This is a genomic window from Microbacterium sp. NPDC055665 (assembly GCF_053618035.1).
This window is the reverse complement of sequence record NZ_JBSHGY010000002.1, coordinates 697,052-717,007: the sequence shown is the minus strand read 5'-3', so window position 1 is coordinate 717,007 and position 19,956 is coordinate 697,052. Positions and strand designations below refer to the sequence as shown.

16 protein-coding genes are annotated in these 19,956 nt (G+C 68.7%); 13 read left to right on the top strand and 3 right to left on the bottom strand.

Going from position 1 to position 19,956, the window contains the following annotated elements; all coding sequences use genetic code 11:
• The first annotated feature begins 107 nt into the window (after window positions 1-107).
• The 11 genes from ACWGO6_RS09160 to cls all read left to right on the top strand — a co-directional run bounded on the left by ACWGO6_RS09160 (window position 108) and on the right by cls (window position 14,907).
• The gene (locus tag ACWGO6_RS09160; RefSeq protein WP_446724447.1) at window positions 108-1,208 is read left to right on the top strand and encodes an AAA family ATPase; all 1,101 of its coding nucleotides are present in this window, start codon (window positions 108-110) and stop codon (window positions 1,206-1,208) included.
• Window positions 1,209-1,216: 8 nt separating this feature from the next.
• The gene (locus ACWGO6_RS09155; protein WP_136041288.1) at window positions 1,217-2,104 is read left to right on the top strand and encodes a DUF58 domain-containing protein; all 888 of its coding nucleotides are present in this window, start codon (window positions 1,217-1,219) and stop codon (window positions 2,102-2,104) included.
• The gene (locus tag ACWGO6_RS09150; protein ID WP_136041289.1) at window positions 2,091-2,579 is read left to right on the top strand and encodes a hypothetical protein; all 489 of its coding nucleotides are present in this window, start codon (window positions 2,091-2,093) and stop codon (window positions 2,577-2,579) included. Before ACWGO6_RS09155 ends, ACWGO6_RS09150 begins: the two co-directional genes overlap by 14 nt.
• A complete protein-coding gene (locus ACWGO6_RS09145) occupies window positions 2,570-3,556 on the top strand; it encodes a vWA domain-containing protein (protein ID WP_240745014.1) in 987 nt (328 codons plus the stop codon). Before ACWGO6_RS09150 ends, ACWGO6_RS09145 begins: the two co-directional genes overlap by 10 nt.
• Window positions 3,553-4,602, top strand: coding sequence for a VWA domain-containing protein (locus ACWGO6_RS09140; RefSeq protein WP_452326518.1), 1,050 nt, complete (start codon window positions 3,553-3,555; stop codon window positions 4,600-4,602). The genes ACWGO6_RS09145 and ACWGO6_RS09140 overlap by 4 nt, the downstream gene beginning before the upstream one ends.
• 232 nt (window positions 4,603-4,834) lie before the next feature.
• Window positions 4,835-6,532 carry a hypothetical protein gene (locus tag ACWGO6_RS09135; protein ID WP_452326517.1) on the top strand — a complete coding sequence of 566 codons (1,698 nt, stop codon included), beginning with the start codon at window positions 4,835-4,837 and terminating at the stop codon, window positions 6,530-6,532.
• A 296-nt stretch (window positions 6,533-6,828) separates the two neighbouring features.
• Window positions 6,829-8,538 (top strand): hypothetical protein, encoded by a 1,710-nt coding sequence (locus tag ACWGO6_RS09130; protein ID WP_452326516.1) that lies wholly within the window; start codon window positions 6,829-6,831, stop codon window positions 8,536-8,538.
• A gap of 205 nt (window positions 8,539-8,743) precedes the next feature.
• Window positions 8,744-11,284: an RICIN domain-containing protein gene (locus ACWGO6_RS09125; protein WP_452326515.1), complete on the top strand. Its 2,541-nt coding sequence runs from the start codon at window positions 8,744-8,746 to the stop codon at window positions 11,282-11,284.
• A gap of 163 nt (window positions 11,285-11,447) precedes the next feature.
• Complete coding sequence (locus ACWGO6_RS09120; RefSeq protein ID WP_452326514.1) at window positions 11,448-12,236, top strand: hypothetical protein; 789 nt, start codon at window positions 11,448-11,450, stop codon at window positions 12,234-12,236.
• The gene (locus ACWGO6_RS09115) at window positions 12,236-13,336 is read left to right on the top strand and encodes a hypothetical protein (RefSeq protein WP_452326533.1); all 1,101 of its coding nucleotides are present in this window, start codon (window positions 12,236-12,238) and stop codon (window positions 13,334-13,336) included. Before ACWGO6_RS09120 ends, ACWGO6_RS09115 begins: the two co-directional genes overlap by 1 nt.
• A gap of 110 nt (window positions 13,337-13,446) precedes the next feature.
• Entirely contained in the window at window positions 13,447-14,907 is a 1,461-nt protein-coding gene (gene cls / locus ACWGO6_RS09110) for a cardiolipin synthase (RefSeq protein ID WP_452326513.1), read from the top strand.
• Between the two features lie 10 nt (window positions 14,908-14,917).
• On the opposite strand, the gene ACWGO6_RS09105 is transcribed toward cls, so the two are convergent.
• Together ACWGO6_RS09105 and ACWGO6_RS09100 are read right to left on the bottom strand one after the other, a co-directional pair.
• Entirely contained in the window at window positions 14,918-15,913 is a 996-nt protein-coding gene (locus tag ACWGO6_RS09105) for a hypothetical protein (protein WP_376101856.1), read from the bottom strand.
• Window positions 15,914-16,049: 136 nt separating this feature from the next.
• Window positions 16,050-17,021 carry an alpha/beta hydrolase fold domain-containing protein gene (locus ACWGO6_RS09100; RefSeq protein ID WP_452326512.1) on the bottom strand — a complete coding sequence of 324 codons (972 nt, stop codon included), beginning with the start codon at window positions 17,019-17,021 and terminating at the stop codon, window positions 16,050-16,052.
• A 197-nt stretch (window positions 17,022-17,218) separates the two neighbouring features.
• Between ACWGO6_RS09100 and ACWGO6_RS09095 the strand changes: the two genes are divergently transcribed.
• Entirely contained in the window at window positions 17,219-17,626 is a 408-nt protein-coding gene (locus ACWGO6_RS09095; protein ID WP_136040491.1) for a pyridoxamine 5'-phosphate oxidase family protein, read from the top strand.
• A 34-nt stretch (window positions 17,627-17,660) separates the two neighbouring features.
• On the opposite strand, the gene ACWGO6_RS09090 is transcribed toward ACWGO6_RS09095, so the two are convergent.
• Window positions 17,661-18,365, bottom strand: coding sequence for a ZIP family metal transporter (locus ACWGO6_RS09090; protein WP_136040490.1), 705 nt, complete (start codon window positions 18,363-18,365; stop codon window positions 17,661-17,663).
• A 116-nt stretch (window positions 18,366-18,481) separates the two neighbouring features.
• On the opposite strand from ACWGO6_RS09090, the gene ACWGO6_RS09085 reads away from it, so the two are divergent.
• Window positions 18,482-19,747, top strand: coding sequence for an MFS transporter (locus ACWGO6_RS09085; protein WP_452326511.1), 1,266 nt, complete (start codon window positions 18,482-18,484; stop codon window positions 19,745-19,747).
• Window positions 19,748-19,956 lie beyond the last annotated feature (209 nt).

Sequence of the window (19,956 nt, the reverse complement as noted above, 5' to 3'; positions counted from 1 at the left end):
AGAGTTCGCGATCAGAGCTCCGCCCGACGGGGAGAAACCCGCCCCACAGGCGCAGCTATTACGCTGGTCGGCGGGGGGACGCGCCGCGCTCCTCAGGAGGAGAGAGCATGCATGACGTGAACGCCGCATCCCCGTATCCGGCCGCACCTCCGCCCCCGCCCGCTCCGGCGCGCACTCCCTCTCCCGCTGCCGCCCCGACCGCGACGGCGACACCCGCGAACGGCGCACCGACGGATGCCGAGATGGCCAGGGCCACCGAGGTCCTGCGCATCATCTCGACCTCTTACTCGGCGAAGATGGTCGGCCAGGAGCGGCTGCGCACCAGCCTGCTCGTCTCGCTCATCGCCGGCGGCCACATCCTGCTCGAGAGCGTGCCGGGCCTGGCCAAGACCACCGCGGCCAGCACGCTCGCCGACACCGTGAAGGCGCAGTTCAAGCGCATCCAGTGCACGCCCGACCTGCTGCCCAGCGACATCACCGGCAACCAGATCTACGACGCCGCGACCGGCTCGTTCCGCACGGTGCTCGGCCCGGTGCACGCGAACTTCGTGCTGCTGGACGAGATCAACCGCTCGAGCGCCAAGACGCAGAGCGCGATGCTCGAGGCGATGCAGGAGCACCAGACCACCATCGGCGGCGAGATCCACCACCTGCCGAAGCCGTTCCTCGTGATCGCGACGCAGAACCCGATCGAGCAGGAGGGCACGTACGAGCTGCCCGAGGCGCAGATGGATCGCTTCCTGCTCAAGGAGATCGTCGAGTACCCGAGCCCCGCCGAGGAGCTCGAGGTGCTCAGCCGCATCGACTCGGGTGTGCTCGACCCGGATCGGCATGTGACCAGCGCCGTGAGCCTCGACGACGTGCGCCTGCTGCAGAATGTCGCGAGCCGCATCTACGTCGACCCCGCGATCCGCAACTACATCGTGTCGATCGCCTACGTCACCCGGAACCCCGCGCCGTACATCGGCGAGGAGCGCGCCCGCTTCATCAAGTACGGCGCGAGCCCGCGTGCGAGCATCGCGTTCCTGCAGGCGTCCCGTGCGCTGGCCCTGCTGAAGGGCCGCTCCCACGTGCTGCCCGAAGACATCCGTGAACTGCGTCACCTGGTGCTCCGACACCGCGTGCTGCTGACCTTCGAAGCGGATGCCGAGGGTGTGCGCAGCGAGGAGATCATCGACCAGATCTTCGCGTCGGTCCCCACGCCCTGACCCCTCCGATGGCCAGCCTGATCACGCAGGTGAAGAGCAAGCTCTTCATCCACTCGACGCGCAAGTCGCTGCACGCGCTCGACGGCGCCTACGCGTCGCTCCTGCACGGGCGGAGCCTCGACTTCGAAGATCTGCGCAAGTACGAGTACGGCGATCAGGTGCGCGACATCGACTGGCGGGCGACCGCGCGCCTGGGCACTCCCCTGGTCAAGCGCTCCCGCGCCACCCGCATGCACACCGTGCTGTTCGTGGTCGACACGGGTCGCTCGATGTCGGCCCTCGCCGCCGACGAGCGATCGAAGAAGGAGCTGGCGACCCTCGCGACCGGGGTGCTCGGCGTGCTCACGCTGCGCCACGGCGACGACTTCAGCACCGTCTACGGTGATTCGGCGAAAGTGCGGCGTCTCGCCCCCGGCCGCAGCGAGGGTGCGCTCGAACACGCCCTGCGCACGATCGACCGGGCGATCGACGACAGCTCGGCGCCCAGCGACCGCGACGCCCTGCTCTCGTTCGTGACCCGCACGATCTCCCGCCGCATGATCGTGGTCGTCATCACCGACGAGGCCCCCGTGACGAGCGAGACCGAGCGGATGCTGCGCCGCCTGCGCGTGCAGCACGACGTGCTCTGGCTCACGCTGCGCGACGCCGACCCCGTGCTGGATCACTCGACCGGACGCATCCGCAGCGATGCCGACAGCCGCTGGCAGGTGCCGGATTTCGTGCAGGGCGACCGCGCCATCGTGCAGGAGCTGACCGCGCAGCACGATGCCGACGCCGCGCGCCGCGATGAACTCCTCACCCGCCTCGAGATCAGCCACTCCTCCCTCGACGGGCAGGACGACGCCGTCGCGCAGCTGCTGCAGCTGCTGAACCGGAGGTCGAATGCCCGGCTCTGAAGAGCTCTACCCGCCGGCGCAGTACGGCTGGGGCTGGATGCTGCTCGCGATCGGCATCCTCGTCCTCCTGGTCCTCGGCGCGTGGCTGCTGATCGTGCTCACCCGTCCCCGCCGCACCCTGCCAGCGGATGACGCCACTGGGCATCCGCCGCTGATCATCGACGTGCTGTCGCAGCTGCGCACCGAGTACATGGGTCGCATCCAGCAGATCGAGAACGACTACCGCGAGCGTCGACTCAGCGCCCGGCAGGCGAACCTCGAGCTGAGCCGCGTCGTCCGCACGTTCGTGAACGAGTACAGCGGCCTGGAGGCTCCGGTGCTCGCGCTCGACGATCTCGTGGCGCGGGGCGTGCATCCCGCGCTCATCGACGCCATGGGCCGGCACTACTACCCCAGCATCTTCCGCCCGGGGCCGGCCATCGATCCGATCGCGGGTGCCGAGGCCGCACGAACGGTGGTGCGGGCGTGGCACTAGCGAACGTGTGGATGCTGGTCGCCGCGGTCGCCGTCGTCGTGGTCGCCGTCGCGATCGGCCTGGTCCTCGGCCTGCGGCGGGGCGGGCGCGGTGGCGGCGGGGATACGGCGCGCGTCGCTCGGGCGGAACGGCTGCGGTCGCTGCCGACGTTCCGCAGGGCACTGGCTCGGCGAGCCCTCGCCCTGTCCGGCATCCTCGCCCTGGGCGCGGTCACGGCGATCGTCGCGGGGGTCGTGGCCGCTCGGCCGATGTCCGCGCAGACCATCCAGCCGGTCAACACGAGCCGCGACATCATGCTGTGCCTCGATGTCTCCGGCTCGATGTCCGAGGTCGACGTCGAGGTGCTGACGGTCTTCGAGGAGCTGCTCGACGACTTCGAAGGAGAGCGGATCGGGCTGACGATCTTCAACAGCTCGCCCGTGCAGATCTTCCCCTTGACCGACGACTACGACTTCATCCGCGAGCACCTGGACAGCATGACGCGGAGCTTCGACTATGTCGACGAGATCCCCGAGCACTGGGTCGGCACCCTCAACGGCGACGGCGCCTCCCTGATCGGAGACGGTCTCGCCGCCTGCACGATGGGGTTCGATCGCCCAGGCGATGACCGTTCGCGGTCGGTGATCTTCGCGACCGACAACGAGGTGAACGGCGCCTCCATCGTCACGCTCGAGGAGGCCGCGGCGTATGCGGCCTCGAAGGAAGTACGGGTGTTCGCACTGAATCCGGTGCAGGGGAAGGATGCCGACGTCAGCGCCGAGCTCTCCGCCGCGGCCGAGTCCACCGGCGGGGCCGCGTTCGGCCTGCGCGACACGACGACGGTCTCCGACATCGTCGAGCAGGTGCAGGAGCAGGAGGCGACCGAGCTGCGCGGCGAGGCGCAGGTGGTCTGGACAGACGCCCCGAACCTCTGGATCGCGGTCCTCGCGGTCTGCCTCCTCGGCTTCGTCGTGGTGCTGTGGAGGGTGCGGCTGTGATCTTCCAACCCGTGCTGAACCCGCTGCTGATCCTGCTGCTGTGCGCGCCCGTCGCCGCACTCGCGATCTGGGTCCTGGTGCGACCGCCCCGGTCCGCCGGAGGGGCGCCCGCCGACACGCGCACGATCGCCGGACACCGTGCGCTGTGGGCGATGCGCCTGGTACTGGTACTCGCCTGCGCCGCGCTGCTGCTGCGCCCCGGCCTTCCCGGCGGCGCCACTCAGACGCTCGCGACCGACACCGACATCGTGCTCGTCGTCGACACGACCGCGAGCATCGTGGCCGAGGACTGGGGCGACGGCGAACCGCGGCTCGACGGCATCCGCGACGACGTGCGAGCGCTCGTCGAGGAGTACCCGGGAGCGCGCTTCGCCCTCATCACCTCGGATGCGGCGGCCGAACTGCGGATGCCGCTCACCACCGACACCACGGCGCTCATGGGGTCGCTGGAGGTGCTACGGCCCGAGGTGACGAGTCAGTCGCGCGGCAGCTCGATCGGCATCGCGGCACCCCTGCTGACCGAGACCCTCGCGTCGGCCGCGGAATCATCCCCCGACCGCTCGCGGATGGTGTTCTACTTCGGCGACGGCGAGCAGACGGTCGACAGCGAGCCCGAGTCGTTCAGCTCAAGCGAGAAGTACACCGACGCAGGGGCCGTGTTCGGCTACGGCACCGCGGAGGGCGGGCCGATGCGCATCACCACGGGTGGACTGTCCGAGGGCGGTGCTGAGTACATCCAGTACGAGGGCTCCGACGCGCTCTCGGTGATCGACGAAACGAACCTGGGGGCCATCGCCGATCAGCTGGGCGTGGACTACGAGCATCGAACGGCGGAGGCCGAGCCCGCACTGCCGGAGGCGCCGGCCACCACGACCAACTACGCCGAGTCTGGCGAGGTCGGCAACGTGACCGAGCTCTACTGGGTCGCCGCGCTGGTCATCCTCCTCATCCTCGGCATCGAGCTCGCCCGTGCGACGACCCTGATCGCGAAACTCCGGCACCTGCGTCCGACCCGGCAGCGGCACCCCGGCGGCTCCGCGCGGTAGCACCGGCCGCGACCGGTGCTACTTCACGGAAACCGGTATGCAGGGGCAGGATCCGTGGCGCTCCCGCCCACCGTTCCGTATCGTCTTACCTGCCAGCGGCTGACCTGCCGTGGCATGGGTTCGTCGCTGCAAACCGACCGGATCAGGGGCTCGTGGGGAAGCCGTCTCGGTCAGGGGCGCACGGCGATGTCATGTCGACCCGAGGGTCGACATCGAACACTGGGGAACACAAATGGGGAAGAACCTTGCGCGCAAGCGCGTCCGGAAAACGGTTATCGGCGCCGTCGTCGGTGTCGTGGTCGTGAGCGGGCTGGTCTCGTTCGGTGGCGGAGCGGCTGCGGCGGAGGCCTCGCCGCCACCATTGCTGCAACGCGACGACACGGTCGTCTCGTCGGATCCGATTCCGACGGTCCAGATCGACAACGGCTACGTGTGGGCGCAGACGACGATCGGATCCACCGTGTACGCGGTCGGCAAGTTCGACAACGCCCGGGAGCCGAAAGCCGCACCCGGCACCGCCGTCACCGCACGCTCGAACGTGCTCGCCTACGACATCGAGACCGGTGCTCTGCTGCCCTTCGCACCCCAGGTCAACGGGGTCATCAAGGCCGTCGCCGCCTCACCGGACGGCAGCCGGATCTACATCGGCGGCTCGTTCAACTCGGTCAACGGCAAAGACCGTTGGAACATCGCCGCTCTCGACGCGAAGACCGGCGAACTGGTGCCGGGGTTCGCCCCGTCCATCGGCGGATCGGGCGTGTATTCGCTGACCACCTCGGGATCGTCGGTGTACGCCGGCGGTCTGTTCACGCAGGCCAGCGGCACCGCGCGGAAGAACCTCGCCGCATTCGACTCCACCAACGGGACCGTTCTGCCCTGGGCGCCTCAGACCGACCAGCAGGTCGACGCGATGGTGATGGACCCCGCCGGGGCGAACGCGATCATCGGCGGGCGGTTCACGCAGATCAGCGGCGACGCCACACGGCGGGGCATCGGCGCCGTCGACGGCGCCACCGGTGCGGTGGACTCCGCCTGGCAGGCCTCCGAGACGATCACGAACGTGCAGACGGCGAGTGCCGCGGGCCGAGCCGGCGTCTTCGGCCTCGCCACCGACGCGACCGGCGTCTACGGAACTGCATGGTCCTACGGCACGGGCGCGACGGTCGGCCTGGAAGGGGCGTTCGCCGCCGAGGCCGGCACCGGCGCGATCCGCTGGGTCGCCGACTGCCTCGGTGACCACTACGGCGTCTACTCCACCGGCACGGTCGTCTACACGACGAGCCACACCCACGCCTGCGAGACGGTGGGCCTGCACCCGGAGCAGCGGCAGCCCACGCATCGGTACTCCGAAGCCTTCACGGCCGACGCACGGGGGACGCTGGGCCATCAGCCGAACGCCAACTACAAGGACTGGGCGGGAACGCCGGCCCCGTCGGCGTATTCCTGGACTCCGGACTGGGGCGTCGGTCAGACCACCGGGATGGGCCAGGCTGGTCTGTCGATCACCGGAACGGGGAACATGATCTCCATCGGGGGTGAGTTCCGCTCGGTCAACAACGGGCAGTTCGAGGGCATCGTCCGCTTCTCCACGACGCCTCCCGGCGGAGCGAAGGACGGTCCGCGCCTCTCCGGCGACAACTGGACGGGAAGTTCAGAACCGAGCGCCGTCGCCTCCGAGGGCGTCACCGTCACCCTTCCCGCCAACTGGGACCGCGACGATCTGGCCCTGACATATGAGCTCTACCGCTCGGGCGTCTCGACTCCGGTGGCGACCACCACGGCCGACGCGACCTGGTGGAATCGACCGGGCGTCACGCTCGTCGACACGACAGCGACCGGCGAGACACCGCGGGAGTACACCGTGGTGGCGAAGGATGGCGACGGCAACACCGCCACCAGCGGCGGCATCACCTGGAACGCTCCGAACTAGCCGAACTTCTCCCGGCACCTGCTCCGCGCCTCCGCGACGGAATGGCAGAGAGCCGACCTCGGGCTGCCCCGAGGTCGGCTCTGCTGCCCCCGCCGCGGAGGCCGAGGACGTCGGATTCGCAAACCAGCATCCGATATGCTATTATTTTACATGTCGATAGCTATCATGCTTCGACCTGGGGGTTCGTCGTTGCGAACCGACCGAGCATGGCTTCTGGGGAGCCGTTTCCGTCGGTAGCGCACGGCGATGACATGCCGATCTGGGGTCGGCGAACAACACACTGGGGAATCAAAATCATGGGGAACAACTCTGCGCTGAGGCGCGCCCGGAAGGCGGCCTTCGGCGCCGTCGTCGGTGTCCTGGTCGTCAGCGGCCTGGTCTCTTTCGGCAGCGGAGCGGCGGTGGCGGCGGAAGTCTCGCTGACGCCGCCGCCGTTGCTGCAACGCGACGAGAACGTCGTGACGTCGGATCCGATTCCGACCGTCCAGATCGACAACGGCTACGTATGGGCGCAGACGACGATCGGATCCACCGTGTACGCCGTCGGCAAGTTCGACAACGCCCGGGAGCCGAAGGCCGCACCGGGAACCGCGCTCACCGCGCGCTCGAACGTGCTCGCCTACGACATCGAGACCGGGGCGCTGCTGCCGTTCGCACCTCAGGTCAATGGAGTGATCAAAGCGGTCGCCGCCTCACCGGACGGCAGCCGCATCTACATCGGCGGCTCGTTCAACTCCGTCAACGGCAAAGACCGCTGGAACATCGCCGCCCTCGACGCGAAAACCGGCGAACTCGTCCCCGGGTTCGTGCCGTCGATCGGTGGAACGGGCGTCTACGCCCTGGCGACCTCGGGCACCAGCGTCTATGCCGGCGGCCTGTTCACGCAGGCCAACGGCACCGCGCGGAAGAACCTCACCGCGTTCAATGCCTCCGATGGCGTTCTGCTGCCCTGGGCGCCGACGACTGATCTGCAGGTCGACGCGATGGTGATGGATCCCGCTGGGGCGGACACGATCATCGGCGGACGCTTCTCGCAGGTGAGCGGCGACACCACGATGCGGGGACTCGGTGCCGTGGACAAGACCACCGGCGCCGTGGACACCGCCTGGCTGGCATCCGACTCGATCAAGAACGGATCGAACAGCGGCACCGCCTCAGGCAAGGCCGGAATCTTCGCGCTCACGGCCGATGCCACCGGCGTGTACGGCACCGGCTGGGTATACGGGGGTACTGATGTCGGAAACCTCGAAGGCACGTTCGCGGCCGAGGCCGGCACCGGCAAGGTCCGCTGGATCGCCGACTGCCTCGGCGACCACTACGGCGTCTACTCCACCGGCAAGGTCGTCTACACGACCAGCCACACCCACGCCTGCGGCACCGTCGGCCTGCACCCGGAGCAGCAGCAGCTCACGCACCGTTACGCCGAAGCATTCACTGCCGACGCCAGGGGCACTCTGGGGCACCAGCCCAACGTCAAGTACAAGGACTGGGCAGGGACCCCGGCGCCGTCCGCATACAACTGGTCTCCGGACTGGGCCGTCGGCGTGACCTCCGGACTGGGTCAGGCCGGACTGTCGATCACGGGCACAGGGAACATGATCTCCATCGGTGGCGAGTTCCGCTCGGTCAACAACGGCCGGTTCGAAGGCATCGTCCGCTTCTCCACGCAACCTCCGGGCGGGGCGAAGGACAAGCCGCGCCTCTCCGGAGACACCTGGACGGGAACCGTGGCGCCGAACGCCGCAGGCACCCAGGGCGTCACCATCACCATCCCCGCCAACTGGGATCGGGACGACCTGACGCTCACGTATGAGCTCCACCGCGCGGGCAGCTCGACGCCGGTGGCCACGACGGCCGCCGACGCGACGTGGTGGAACCGATCGACGATCACCCTCGTGGACCCGACAGCGACGAGCGACACACCGGCGGAGTACACGGTGGTGGCGAAGGACGGCGATGGCAACACCGTCTCGAGCGGCGTCATCGCCGCGAACGCGACGGGCTAGTCGGGAGTCCGGGACGAGCCCGTAGACGCACTAGCGTCCCATATGCTATTATTTTACATGTCGAGAGCTATCGTGCTCCGACATGGGGGTTCGTCGATGCGAACCGACTGAGTCCGGTCTCGTGGGGAAGCCGTCTCGGTCAGGAGCGCGCGGCGATGTCATGTCGGCCTGAAGGTCGGCATCAGATCACTGGGGAATCAAAATCATGGGGAACTACCTTGCGCTGAAGCGCGCCCGAAAGACGGCCATCGGCGCCGTCGTCGGTGTCCTGGTCGTCAGCGGCCTGGTCTCTTTCGGCAGCGGAGCGGCGGTGGCGGCGGACGAGCCGGCGTCACCGCCGCCTCTGCTGCAACGGGACGAGAACGTCGTGACGTCGGATCCGATTCCGACCGTCCAGATCGACAACGGCTACGTGTGGGCGCAGACGACCATCGGCTCCACGGTCTACGCCGTCGGCAAGTTCGACAACGCCCGCGAACCGAAAGCCGCACCGGGAACCGCGCTCACGGCGCGGTCCAACGTGCTCGCCTACGACATCCAGACCGGTGCTCTGCTGCCCTTCGCACCCAAGGTCAACGGAGTGATCAAAGCCGTCGCCGCCTCGCCCGACGGCAAGCGGATCTACATCGGCGGCTCGTTCAACTCGGTCAACGGCAAGGACCGGTGGAACATCGCCGCCCTCGACGCCGCAACCGGCGAACTGGCTCCCGGCTTCATCCCGTCGATCGGCGGATCGGGCGTCTACGCCCTCACGACATCGGGATCGTCGGTCTACGCCGGCGGACTGTTCACGCAGGGCAACGGCACCGCGCGGAAGAATCTCGCCGCATTCGATGCCTCCAACGGCGCGTTGCTGCCCTGGGCGCCGCAGCCCGACGCACAGGTCGACGCGATGGTGATGGATCCGGTGGGGAAAGACACCATCATCGGCGGACGCTTCTCGCAGATCAGCGGCAACACCGAGTTGCGGGGCATCGGCGCTGTCGACAAGACGACCGGAGTCGTCGACGCGGCCTGGGAACTCCCCCGCACGGTCAAGAACGGCCTGACCACGGGCGCCACCGCGGGAAAGTCCGGAATCTTCGGACTCGCAGCTGACGCGAACGGCGTGTACGGCACCGGATGGGCCTATGCCGGGGTCGAGACCGCCAACCTCGAAGGCACGTTCGCCGCCGAGGCCGGAACCGGCAAGGTCCGCTGGATCTCCGACTGCATCGGCGATCATTACGGCGTCTACTCCACGGGCAAGGTCGTTTACACCACGAGCCACACCCACGCCTGCGAGACCAATGGCCTCCACCCGGAGCAGACGCCGCGCACGCACCGGTATTCCGAAGCCTTCACCGCCGACGCACGAGGCACGCTGGGCCACCAGCCGAACGTGAACTATAAGGACTGGGCCGGAACCCCAGCCCCCTCGGCATACGCCTGGACACCCGACTGGGCCGTCGGCGTCACCACCGGGATGGGCCAGGCCGGCCTGTCGATCACGGGCACCGGCGACATGATCTCCGTCGGCGGCGAATTCCGCTCGGTCAACAACGGCCAGTTCGAAGGACTCGTCCGCTTCTCCACGGCACCTCCCGGAGGAGCCAAGGACAAGCCCCGCCTCGCCGGAGAGAAGTGGGGCGCCACGGCCACGCGGGCAGCGGACGACGCCCGCCGCGTCACCGTCTCGATCCCGGCGAACTGGGACCGCGACGATCTGACTCTGACCTACGAGCTCTACCGGTCGGGCACCTCGACACCGGTGGCGACCACCACCGCCGATGCGACCTGGTGGAAGCGTCCGAACCTCGCGCTCGTCGACACGGCGGCCCCGACGGGTCCGCTGCCGCAATACACCGTCGTCGCACGGGACAGCAACGGCAACACCGCCACGAGCGGCGTCGCCACGGTCGCACCACCCACCGGAACCGTCGCACTCGTCGCACGGGACAGCGGGAAAGCGGTCGGGGTCTCCGGCACCGCATCTCCCGCCGTGCAGCAGGCGATCACCGGAGCCGCGTCCCAGCAGTGGACCGTCGTCCCGAAGGCGGACAACAAGTTCCAGCTGAAGAACGTCGCAACCGGAGCCTGCCTGGCCGTCTCCGGCTCGGGCCAGGCCGACGGCACACCGGTGCTCCAATGGACCTGCTCCGACAGCCCGAACTTCCTCTGGAGCCGCAACGACGTGGGCAACGGCTACAGCCAGCTCGCCGCCAGCCACTCCGGCAAATGCCTCACCCTCCGCGACGGCAACATCGCCGACGGAGCGAGCTACGGCCAGTGGAACTGCGGCGTGACCTCCGGGGCCAGCTACCTCCAGTTCGAACTGCGTCCCGCCGGCACGATCACGATCGTCGCCGAAGAGAGCGGGAAGGCCGTCGGGGTCTCCGGCACCGCATCTCCCGCCGTGCAGCAGACGATCACCGGAGCCGCATCCCACAAGTGGACCATCGTCCCGAAGGCGGACAACAAGTTCCAGCTGAAGAACGTCGCAACCGGAGCCTGCCTGGCCGTCTCCGGCTCGGGCCAGGCCGACGGCACACCGGTGCTCCAATGGACCTGCTCCGACAGCCCGAACTTCCTCTGGAGCCGCAACGACGTGGGCAACGGCTACAGCCAGCTCGCCGCCAGCCACTCCGGCAAATGCCTCACCCTCCGCGACGGCAACATCGCCGACGGAGCGAGCTACGGCCAGTGGAACTGCGGCGTGACCTCCGGAGCCGACTACCTGAAGTTCGAACTGCGCCCCGCGGCCTAGTCGAACGCGTCAAGAGAAGGGGCGGGGCGGGATCTTCCCACCCCGCCCCTTCTGGGATGAAGCCGAAAGCATCCGCGGATAGGATGTTCAGCGCCTCGTCCGCGCCCATTCCGAGGATCACTCGTCTCCCACCGCGCGGTCGACGACCGGTGAGGGGGTGGGCGTGACCGAGCTTCGCACACACCCCGTCACGCGCTCGTCCGGCCCCTCGGATCAGGCGGAACGTGCAGCCGCGCTGCTCCGGTCGAACCGTCGTCGCCGCAGCATCCGCCGCTGGGTCGCGATCGGGACCATCCCGCTCACCCTCGCCGCCCTGCTCTTCGTGGGAAAGCTGCTGAGCATGTACGCGTTCGCACACCAGGCGATCACCGCCTACGTGGTCGACGACTTCGCCGGATCCGAAGCATCAGCGCGCGGACAGGACTTCCTCAACTGGTTCGAGCCGTACAAGGCGCCGTTCAACATCGGGACCACCCTCGGCGCGGCCGAGCAGCTTCCCGAGGCCAGGACCGAGCTCGAAGAGGCACTCGACCTCGCGACCGGACTCGAGGTGTGCGGAGTGCGCATCAACCTCGCACTCGTCGTCGAGCGTATGGGCGACGCCGCGCGTGCCGACGGCGACGGTGCCGCCGCGGCCGAGTTCTACGGCGAGGCGCTGACCATCACCGTCGAGACTCCGGAGGAATGCCACAGCGACGAGGCGCAGCAGCAGTCCTCCGACCCGCAGCGCGACATGTCGGACACCCTCGACGGCACCGAGGATCGCCTCAAGCAGAAGCAGCAGGAGCAGCAGCAGGAGCCGCAGGAACCCGAGCAGCAGCCCGGCGAAGACGAACAGCCCTCCGAGGGCAAGCTGGACGAGCTCGAGGGCAAGCTCGAGCAGGGCACGCAGGAGCGGGATCAGCAGCAGGGCGACGATCCGGGCGGCACGGGAACGGACAAGCCGTGGTGATGGATCCCGAGCAGCAGCGGGCCCGCTACCTGGCCGGCAGCGAGGGCGCTCCTCCCGTCCCTCCGCCCGGCGGCTATCGCGGTGCGCGACGCGAAGCGTTCACACCCGCTCCGGCGCCCGCCGTCGCCCCGATGCCGTCCACAGAGGAACCCAAGCCCTCCGCGAGCGCCCTCGGCTGGATCGCGCTCGCCGTAGCCGTTCTCTTCGCGCTGACCCTGCTCGGCACGTTGATCGCCGGCGGCACCGACCTCCTCTATGGCCTCACGATGCTCACCGCGCAGCTCGTGGTCGTCGCCGTGGTCGTCGCCGCACTGTTCTCGCCGCAGGCGCGCAAGCTGGGGGCGATCGCCTTGATCGTCACCGTCCTGTTCAACGTCGCCACGGTCGGCGGCATGAGCGCCCTGCAGACCTCGGCCGCCGGCAGCTATCAGGGCGCCAAGACCGCCGATCAGAAGCACGCCGAGGCGTACCCCGGGATCAAGGGCACCGATCCGCAGGAGACCCTGTCGCAGCAATCCCTCGAGGAGGTGCGGGCGCAGTCCGAGGAGCTCTTCGCCGACATCCGCACTCGGCTCACGCAGGAGTTCGGATACACGTGGGTCCCCGTGGGTGACGAGGATCTGCGCCCCGAGCGCAACGGCTACGGCGGCGAGTCGATGCTCGTGGAGTACACCTCGGCGGCATGGGCGACCGAACAGCCCGTGCAGGGATACGCACGCAAGCAGGAGGTGATGGCCGCGATCGACGAGGTGGTCGTGCAGCACGGGCTGTGGAACCTGTACTCCTTCAACGACCCCACGGGGTCGGGCATCGACCCGTCGATGATCGCCAAGCTCTACGGCAGCGACGATCCCCGCACGCAGCACACGTGGGAGTACTACACCGAGAACTACCCCGATCCGATGCGGTTCTACGCCAACATCTACGACCTGTCGAACGACCGGGACGGCGGCTTCCACGCCGCACGCGAAGCGCAGAGCGCCCGTACCGGCGAACCGCTCGAGGGTCTGCAGCTCGTCGTGATCGCCAGCGGTGTGCTCGGCGAGGCCGACCGAGCCGAGTTCGAGAAGAAGCTCCAGGAGTACCCGGGCTTCGAGTGATCGGGCGCGGCATCCGCCCCGCCACGAGCGCCCCACCCGCACAGGATGAGTGTCGCACCCGCACCCCTGCGCCGCGTGTCACACTCAGGCATCACCTCGAAGGAGGATGCATGGACGCGCTTGTCTCCGCGAACCTGATCTGGACGACCCTGGCCCTCGCGGCCCTCGCCATCAATGTGGTCGCACTCATCTACATCCCTCGCGGCCGCAAGCCCACCGCGGCGATGGCATGGCTGCTGCTGGTGTTCCTGGTGCCTTTCGTCGGCATAGGTCTCTACCTGCTGATCGGCAACTTCCGGTTGCCCAGGAAGCGCCGGGAAGAGCAGCAGCGCGTCACCGAGATGATCGCCGCGGAAGCCGTCGACCATCCGGACGCGGGGGCCCCGCGCTGGCTCCAACGCGTGGCTCAGCAGAATCATGCGCTCACGGGACTGCCAGTGGTCGGGGATTCGTCGGCTGAACTGATCGACGACTATCAGGGATCCATCGACGCGATGGCCGCCGCGATCGACACGGCCGAGCGATACGTCCATGTCGAGTTCTACATCGCCGCACGAGACGCCACCACCCACGGGTTCTTCATGGCGATGGAGAGGGCAGTCGCACGCGGAGTCACCGTGCGATTGCTGGCGGATTACATCGCGTCACGCAAGATCCCGAAGTCCGAGGAGACCTTCGCCGAGCTGGACCGGATCGGTGTCATCTGGTCGTGGATGCTGCCGGTGCGGCCGTTCAAGGGGCAGTACCAGCGCCCCGATCTGCGCAACCACCGCAAACTCGTCGTCGTCGACGGGAGGGTCGGCTTCGTCGGCTCCCAGAACCTCATCTCGCGCGACTACAACGCCGAGAAGAACATCAAGCGCGGGCTGATGTGGCAGGAGCTGATCGCACGCGTCGAGGGCCCGGTCGTCGCCCAAGTCGACGCCGTGTTCCTCTCCGACTGGCTGATCGAGACCGGAGAGGATCTGTCGACCGTCGAACGGGTCCCGGCATCCGCCGTGCCGAAGCCCGCGGGCGCGGACCTGCACTGCCAGATGGTGCCGAGCGGTCCGGCGTACGGCACCGAGAACAATCTGCGGATGTTTCTCTCCCTCATCCACGGCGCTACCGAGAAGGTCATCCTCACCAGCCCGTACTTCGTACCCGACGAAGCCATGATCTACGCCATCACCACGGCGTGCCAGCGCGGACTCGACGTGCAGCTGTTCGTCTCGGAACTCGGCGACCAGGGGATGGTCTATCACGCTCAGCGCTCGTACTACGAGACGCTGCTGCGGGCGGGAGTGCGCATCTTCCTCTACCCGGCGCCGTACATCCTGCACGCGAAGCACTTCTCGATCGACGACGACGTCGCCGTGATCGGCTCGAGCAACATGGACATCCGCTCGTTCAGCCTGAACTCGGAGATGTCGCTGATGGTGCGCGGCGAGTCCTTCGTGGCTCAGATGCGCGCAGTCGAGCAGAAGTACCGCGCGGCGGGGCGTGAATTGACCCTCGAAGAGTGGTTGCGCGAGCCCGCGAAGTCGACGTTCCTCGACGGGGTCTTCCGCCTGACGTCGGCGCTGAACTGAGGCGACCTGTTCAGGACCCGAGCGTCAGCAGCATCCGGGCGAGCACATACCGTGCGTGCCCTCGAGGTGTGCGCGGGTCATAGCCGAGGCCATCGACGAGCGCCGTCAAGCGCTCCTGCACGCTCGAGTGATGCCGACCGAGGCGCATGGCGGCGGCACGTACGCTCTGCTCCTCGGCGACGGCATCGAGCAGCTCGCGACCGCGGTCGTCGAGGGCGGCGAGCGCAGCGGCATCCGGATGGAGCGATCCCTGCTCGGCGGCCTCCGCGACGAGCAGAAGGGCGCCGAGGTCGGCGGCGTCGACGACCGGTTCGGCAGGGCTGGTCAGTCGGACCGCCACGAGTGCGGAGGACCACGACCGGGGAAGCTGTTCCCCCGGTCCCGCGGTTCCGAGGCCGAGTCGCAGCCCTTCGCCGTCGGCCCAGGCGCTCACGGCCTCCGTCTCGGCATCCAGGATGGTCGCCCGGGTGAGGCCGTGCCGGGTGGCGACCACAGCCGACGGATGCTGCGGCAGGGGCGCGGGATCGGGCGGCGAGGCGACCAGCCGCAGCGCACTCGCGCCGAGCCGGAGCCGAGGCAGCGCAGCAGCCCGCTCGTCGGCTCCCGCATATGAACTGATCGCGAGCTCGACCGCGCTCTCCGGGCCGACCGAGCGACGAGCCCGGATGATGCCGAGGGCGAGGCTGAGACGTTCCAGGATCATCGCGTCGTTGGTGTGCGCAGCGCCGTCACGCTCGATCCACGCGATCGCTCCCGGTCCGCTCTCCCGCACCGGCCAGGCATGCGAGGGCTCGACCGGATCGATGCGCACCCCATCGGCACGCACACGTACTATCTGTCGGCCATCGCGCTGCCCGACAGTCGCGCCACTGAGCACCGCGGCACCGCGCAGCATGCTCTCCACGCCGACCGATCGGGCGACGAGGGCATCGAAATAGGTGACGACCTTGAGCGTCTCGCTGGCATCCGGGTCGAGGGCGGTGAGCCGCCCCAGCAGATCTTGCATGTCGGGCTCCATCGCGCGCGGGGATTCCACCCTACGGGGTCCTGCCCTCCGGGTTCCCGTCGCACTTTCCGTCGTTCTGAGACCCTGAAACCGACAGAAAGTGCGACGGGAGGAAGCCGCGTAGGGAGGTTGGGGCTCAGGAGAGCAGGCGGTTCACCCAGTTGTCGCGCGCAGCGAGCATGGCCTGCGCGACGGCAGCGTGCGGGGCGAACATGTCGAAGCCGTGGAAGCCGCCGGCCCAGACGTGCAGCTCGGCCTGGACCCCGGCCTCCCAGAGCTTCGTGGCGTAGGCGACGTCCTCGTCTCGGAACACCTCGGCGCTGCCGCAGTCGATGAACGCGGGCGGCAGACCGCTGAGGTCGGTGGCGCGGGCCGGGGCGGCATAGATCGACACGTCGTCGGTGCCCGTGCGGTCGCCCAGGAGCGCCGTCCACCCGGTGACGTTCGATCCGCGGTCCCAGACGCCGATGCCGTCGATCTGTCGGGTCGAGACCGACTCGTCGCGGTCGTCGAGCATCGGGTAGATGAGCAGTTGCCCGATCAGTTCCGGGCCCCTCCGGTCGCGGGCCAGCAGCGCGGTGCCGGCAGCCAGACCGCCGCCCGCGCTGCCGCCGCCGATCATCAGTCGCGACAGGTCGATGCCGAGCTCCCCCGCATTCTCGGCCGCCCACAGCAGCGCGGAATAGCAGTCCTCCACCGGGTACGGATCGGGGAACTCGGGAGCGAGCCGGTATTCGACCGTGACGATCACACCGTTGAAGCGCTCAGCCCAATCGAGGAAGCCGACGACCCCGAGCCAGCGATTGCCGATGATCATGCCGCCGCCGTGGGTGTGGAAGAACCCGGGGCCGGTGCCCGTCCGTCCTTCCTTCTCGATCACGGAGACGACGATCTCGTCACCCCCGTGCCCGGGGATCGTCACGTCGCGATAGGTGAACCCGCGGTCGGCGAGCGCGGCGAAGATCTCGTCCTCGCCACTGACCGGGGACTGGCGCAGGAGCGGGATCATCTCCGGCGTGAGAGTGGACGGCAGCTGGTCGCCGACGAGGGCGAGTGCGGCTTCGAGTTCGGGGTCGAAGGGCGGGCGTGCCAGGGTCGTGTCAGTCATCAGAACTCCTTTGTCCTCGGCCGCGGAAGGGGCGGCGTCCGGCCAGCCTCGTGCACGTCGCCCCCGAGGATAACCCGCCAGTCGAGGCGTATCCGGCGCTTCCCGTCCGCCGGGTGGCGGGGTCGCGATCGACGGAGCGCCTCGCCCGAAGGCCTCCGGAGCGCTGACTACACTGGCTGCAGAGGGAAGGAACGCGCATGATCCGAGAACTCGATGAACAGCAGTCCTACGATCTGTTGAGCACGACCACGATAGGACGCATCGGCTTCGTCCACGACGGACGTGTGCGGATCCATCCCGTGAACTTCGCCGTCTCCGGACACGATCTGTTTCTGCGAACGTCGCCCGATGGCCCGCTGGCCGATCTGACGCGCGAGACGGTCGACGTCTCGTTCGAGGTCGATTACCACGATCCGCTCGGGAGCACGGCGTGGAGCGTGCTTCTGCACGGCAGTCTCTCCCGCGCGCCGGAAGGCGATGCCGCCGCCGTCGCCGCGCGCATCCACCCCTGGGCGGGTGAGGATCGGAGCCTTCCTCTGGTCCTGCACATCGAGAGCCTCTCCGGTCGCAGCGTGCGACGGGACTCGACGCACGGAAAGATCTGAGTCGCGGCGGCGGAGTCTGCCGTCGCGCGCACTCTCACGCCAAAGCCAGCCCTGCGGCGAGCGCGAAGCCCAGCACGGTGGCGAGCCCCGTCGATTCCTTCGCCTTGGACTGGGCCTCGGGGATCATCGAGTCGACGAGCATCACCAGCAGCGCTCCCGCCGCGAACCCGCTCGATGCGGATCGGAAGGCGTCGCCGGTCACACTCGCCAGCGCGAATCCCGCCACCGTCGCCGCCGCACAGATCACGGCCACTCCTGCCCAGAGCAGCAGCACCCGGGATCTGGCCATGCCGCCCTCGAGCAGGTCGGCGGCCGACCCGATCGACTCGGGCAGGTTGGATACGAGGATGGCCACCACGAGCGCGATGCTCACCGGCTCGCCTGACGCCAGGCCGATGCCGAGCACGAGCTGCTCGGGGATGCCGTCGAGCAGGGCGCCGACGGCAAGCTGGCCGCCACCCGCCTGCGACTTGGTCTTCGCCGCGCGGGCATCGAGGATGCGATCGGCGATGTAGTAGCTGATGGCGCCGGCCGCGACGCCGATCACCAGCGGGACGGGGCCGGCGAGGTCGAGCCCCTCTTCCCAGAGCTCGAACGCGATCGAGGCCATGAGGGCACCGGCGCCGAACCCGAGGACGATGCCGAGCCACCGCGGCGGCCACTTCCGGAGCAGGGCGAGCACCGCTCCGACGAACAGCGGCGCCGCCGCGACCACGCCCCACAGCACTGCTGCACCCATATCGCACCTCCGTGGGGCCTACTCTCCCACTTCGTCCGGCGTCTCCCGGCTCGACGCACCAGGGGAGAACGCGGTGAATAGGATGACAGCAGCGGGTGGCGACGGAGCGGGGCGGTATGAGCGACAGACCGACAGAGATCCTGCGCGTCCCCGCGTTCGCCCTCTTCTGGTCGTCGTCCACTCTCGGCGCGTTCACCGGGGCCGTGACCGCGATCGCGTTCCAGGTCCTGATCGTGACGACACTGGACGCCACGCCGTTCGAGATCGGCCTGCTCAACGCGGCCAACGTCGTGCCCTACCTGCTCTTCGGCCTGGAGGCCGGCGCTCTGATGGACCGATGGCGACGCAAGCCCGCTATGGTCTTCGCGAGCATCGGTCGCGCTCTGATGCTGGCGCTCGTGCCGGTGCTGTGGCTCACGGGGACTCTGACCGTCTGGTCGTTCGGCGCCCTGTTCCTGCTCTACGGCGCGCTGACCCTCGTCGCGGACTCGGCCGCGCAGCCGATGCTCCCCCGACTGGTGCCACGACACCAGCTCGTCGCGGCGAATGCGCGCCTCGGACAGGCGGGCACCGTCGCCCAGACCACCGGCCCGGCGATCGGCGGTGCCCTCGTCGGCTGGTTCGGGGCCCCGTTCGCCATCCTCATCGATGCGGTCGCGTATCTCGTGAGTGCGGTCCTGCTGAGTCGGATCCGCGTCGAGGAGGTGAAGGCGCGACGCCGGACGGACGGTCGCCACCTCGGGCACGACATCACGGAGGGCCTGCGCTGGACCTACTCCCATCGCATCCTCGCGCCGATGGCGGCGTCGGTGAATGTGTGGTTCCTCGGCAACAGCATCGCGCTGACCGCATTCGCCCCCTATGCGTTGAGGGAACTCGAACTGAATCCGCTGGCGTTCGGCATCGTCCTGGCGATGGGCGGCGTCGGCGGATTCATCGGAGCCCTCCTCGCCCCTGTGGCGGGGAGACGTTTCGGCGTCGGCGGCGCCGTGCTCACCGGACGCATCCTGTCGGCGGTCGCCTGGACCGCGATCGTCGTCCTCCCCCTCTCGGACATCGCCTCTCTCGCCATCGTCGCCATTCCCCTCGGAATCGGGCAACTCCTGTTCGGGTTGGGCATGGGCCTGGAGGATCCCAACGAGATGGGCTACCGGCAGGCCGCGGCCCCCGACCACATGCAGGGGCGGCTGAACGCCTCGATCCGCACGGTCAACCGCGTCGCCTTCCTCGTCGGCGCGCTGGTCGCCGGCGGACTCGCCACCGCGTTCGGCTACCGCGCGACGATCGCGGTAGCCGTGGTGGTCTTCGCGCTCGCCGCGCTGATCGTCCTGTTCTCCCCGCTGCGCACGGCACGCCACGAAGATGTCGCCCAGTCGGAGTAGTCGGCATTCGGTGTGACCAACGCCACCGCGCACTCTCTGCACGCGAGCCGCTGATATCAAGCACAGGAATCCTCCGAAGGACATGGCGCCGGTCCGCGGGCGCATGCCATCGTGATGACATGAAGGCACACATGGATAAGTCGGGACGGATCGTCATTCCCGCCGCTCTCCGCGAATGCGTCGGACTGGTCCCCGGCCCTGTTGAGCTG

Excerpts from the sequence above, each read along its gene's own strand:
- ACWGO6_RS09160 (WP_446724447.1), top strand. The coding sequence starts at position 108 with ATGCATGACGTGAACGCCGCATCCCCGTATCCGGCCGCACCTCCGCCC.
- ACWGO6_RS09155 (WP_136041288.1), top strand. The coding sequence starts at position 1,217 with ATGGCCAGCCTGATCACGCAGGTGAAGAGCAAGCTCTTCATCCACTCG.
- ACWGO6_RS09150 (WP_136041289.1), top strand. The coding sequence starts at position 2,091 with ATGCCCGGCTCTGAAGAGCTCTACCCGCCGGCGCAGTACGGCTGGGGC.
- ACWGO6_RS09135 (WP_452326517.1), top strand. The coding sequence starts at position 4,835 with ATGGGGAAGAACCTTGCGCGCAAGCGCGTCCGGAAAACGGTTATCGGC.
- ACWGO6_RS09130 (WP_452326516.1), top strand. The coding sequence starts at position 6,829 with ATGGGGAACAACTCTGCGCTGAGGCGCGCCCGGAAGGCGGCCTTCGGC.
- ACWGO6_RS09125 (WP_452326515.1), top strand. The coding sequence starts at position 8,744 with ATGGGGAACTACCTTGCGCTGAAGCGCGCCCGAAAGACGGCCATCGGC.
- ACWGO6_RS09115 (WP_452326533.1), top strand. The coding sequence starts at position 12,236 with ATGGATCCCGAGCAGCAGCGGGCCCGCTACCTGGCCGGCAGCGAGGGC.
- cls (WP_452326513.1), top strand. The coding sequence starts at position 13,447 with ATGGACGCGCTTGTCTCCGCGAACCTGATCTGGACGACCCTGGCCCTC.
- ACWGO6_RS09105 (WP_376101856.1), bottom strand. The coding sequence starts at position 15,913 with ATGCAAGATCTGCTGGGGCGGCTCACCGCCCTCGACCCGGATGCCAGC.
- ACWGO6_RS09100 (WP_452326512.1), bottom strand. The coding sequence starts at position 17,021 with ATGACTGACACGACCCTGGCACGCCCGCCCTTCGACCCCGAACTCGAA.
- ACWGO6_RS09095 (WP_136040491.1), top strand. The coding sequence starts at position 17,219 with ATGATCCGAGAACTCGATGAACAGCAGTCCTACGATCTGTTGAGCACG.
- ACWGO6_RS09090 (WP_136040490.1), bottom strand. The coding sequence starts at position 18,365 with ATGGGTGCAGCAGTGCTGTGGGGCGTGGTCGCGGCGGCGCCGCTGTTC.
- ACWGO6_RS09085 (WP_452326511.1), top strand. The coding sequence starts at position 18,482 with ATGAGCGACAGACCGACAGAGATCCTGCGCGTCCCCGCGTTCGCCCTC.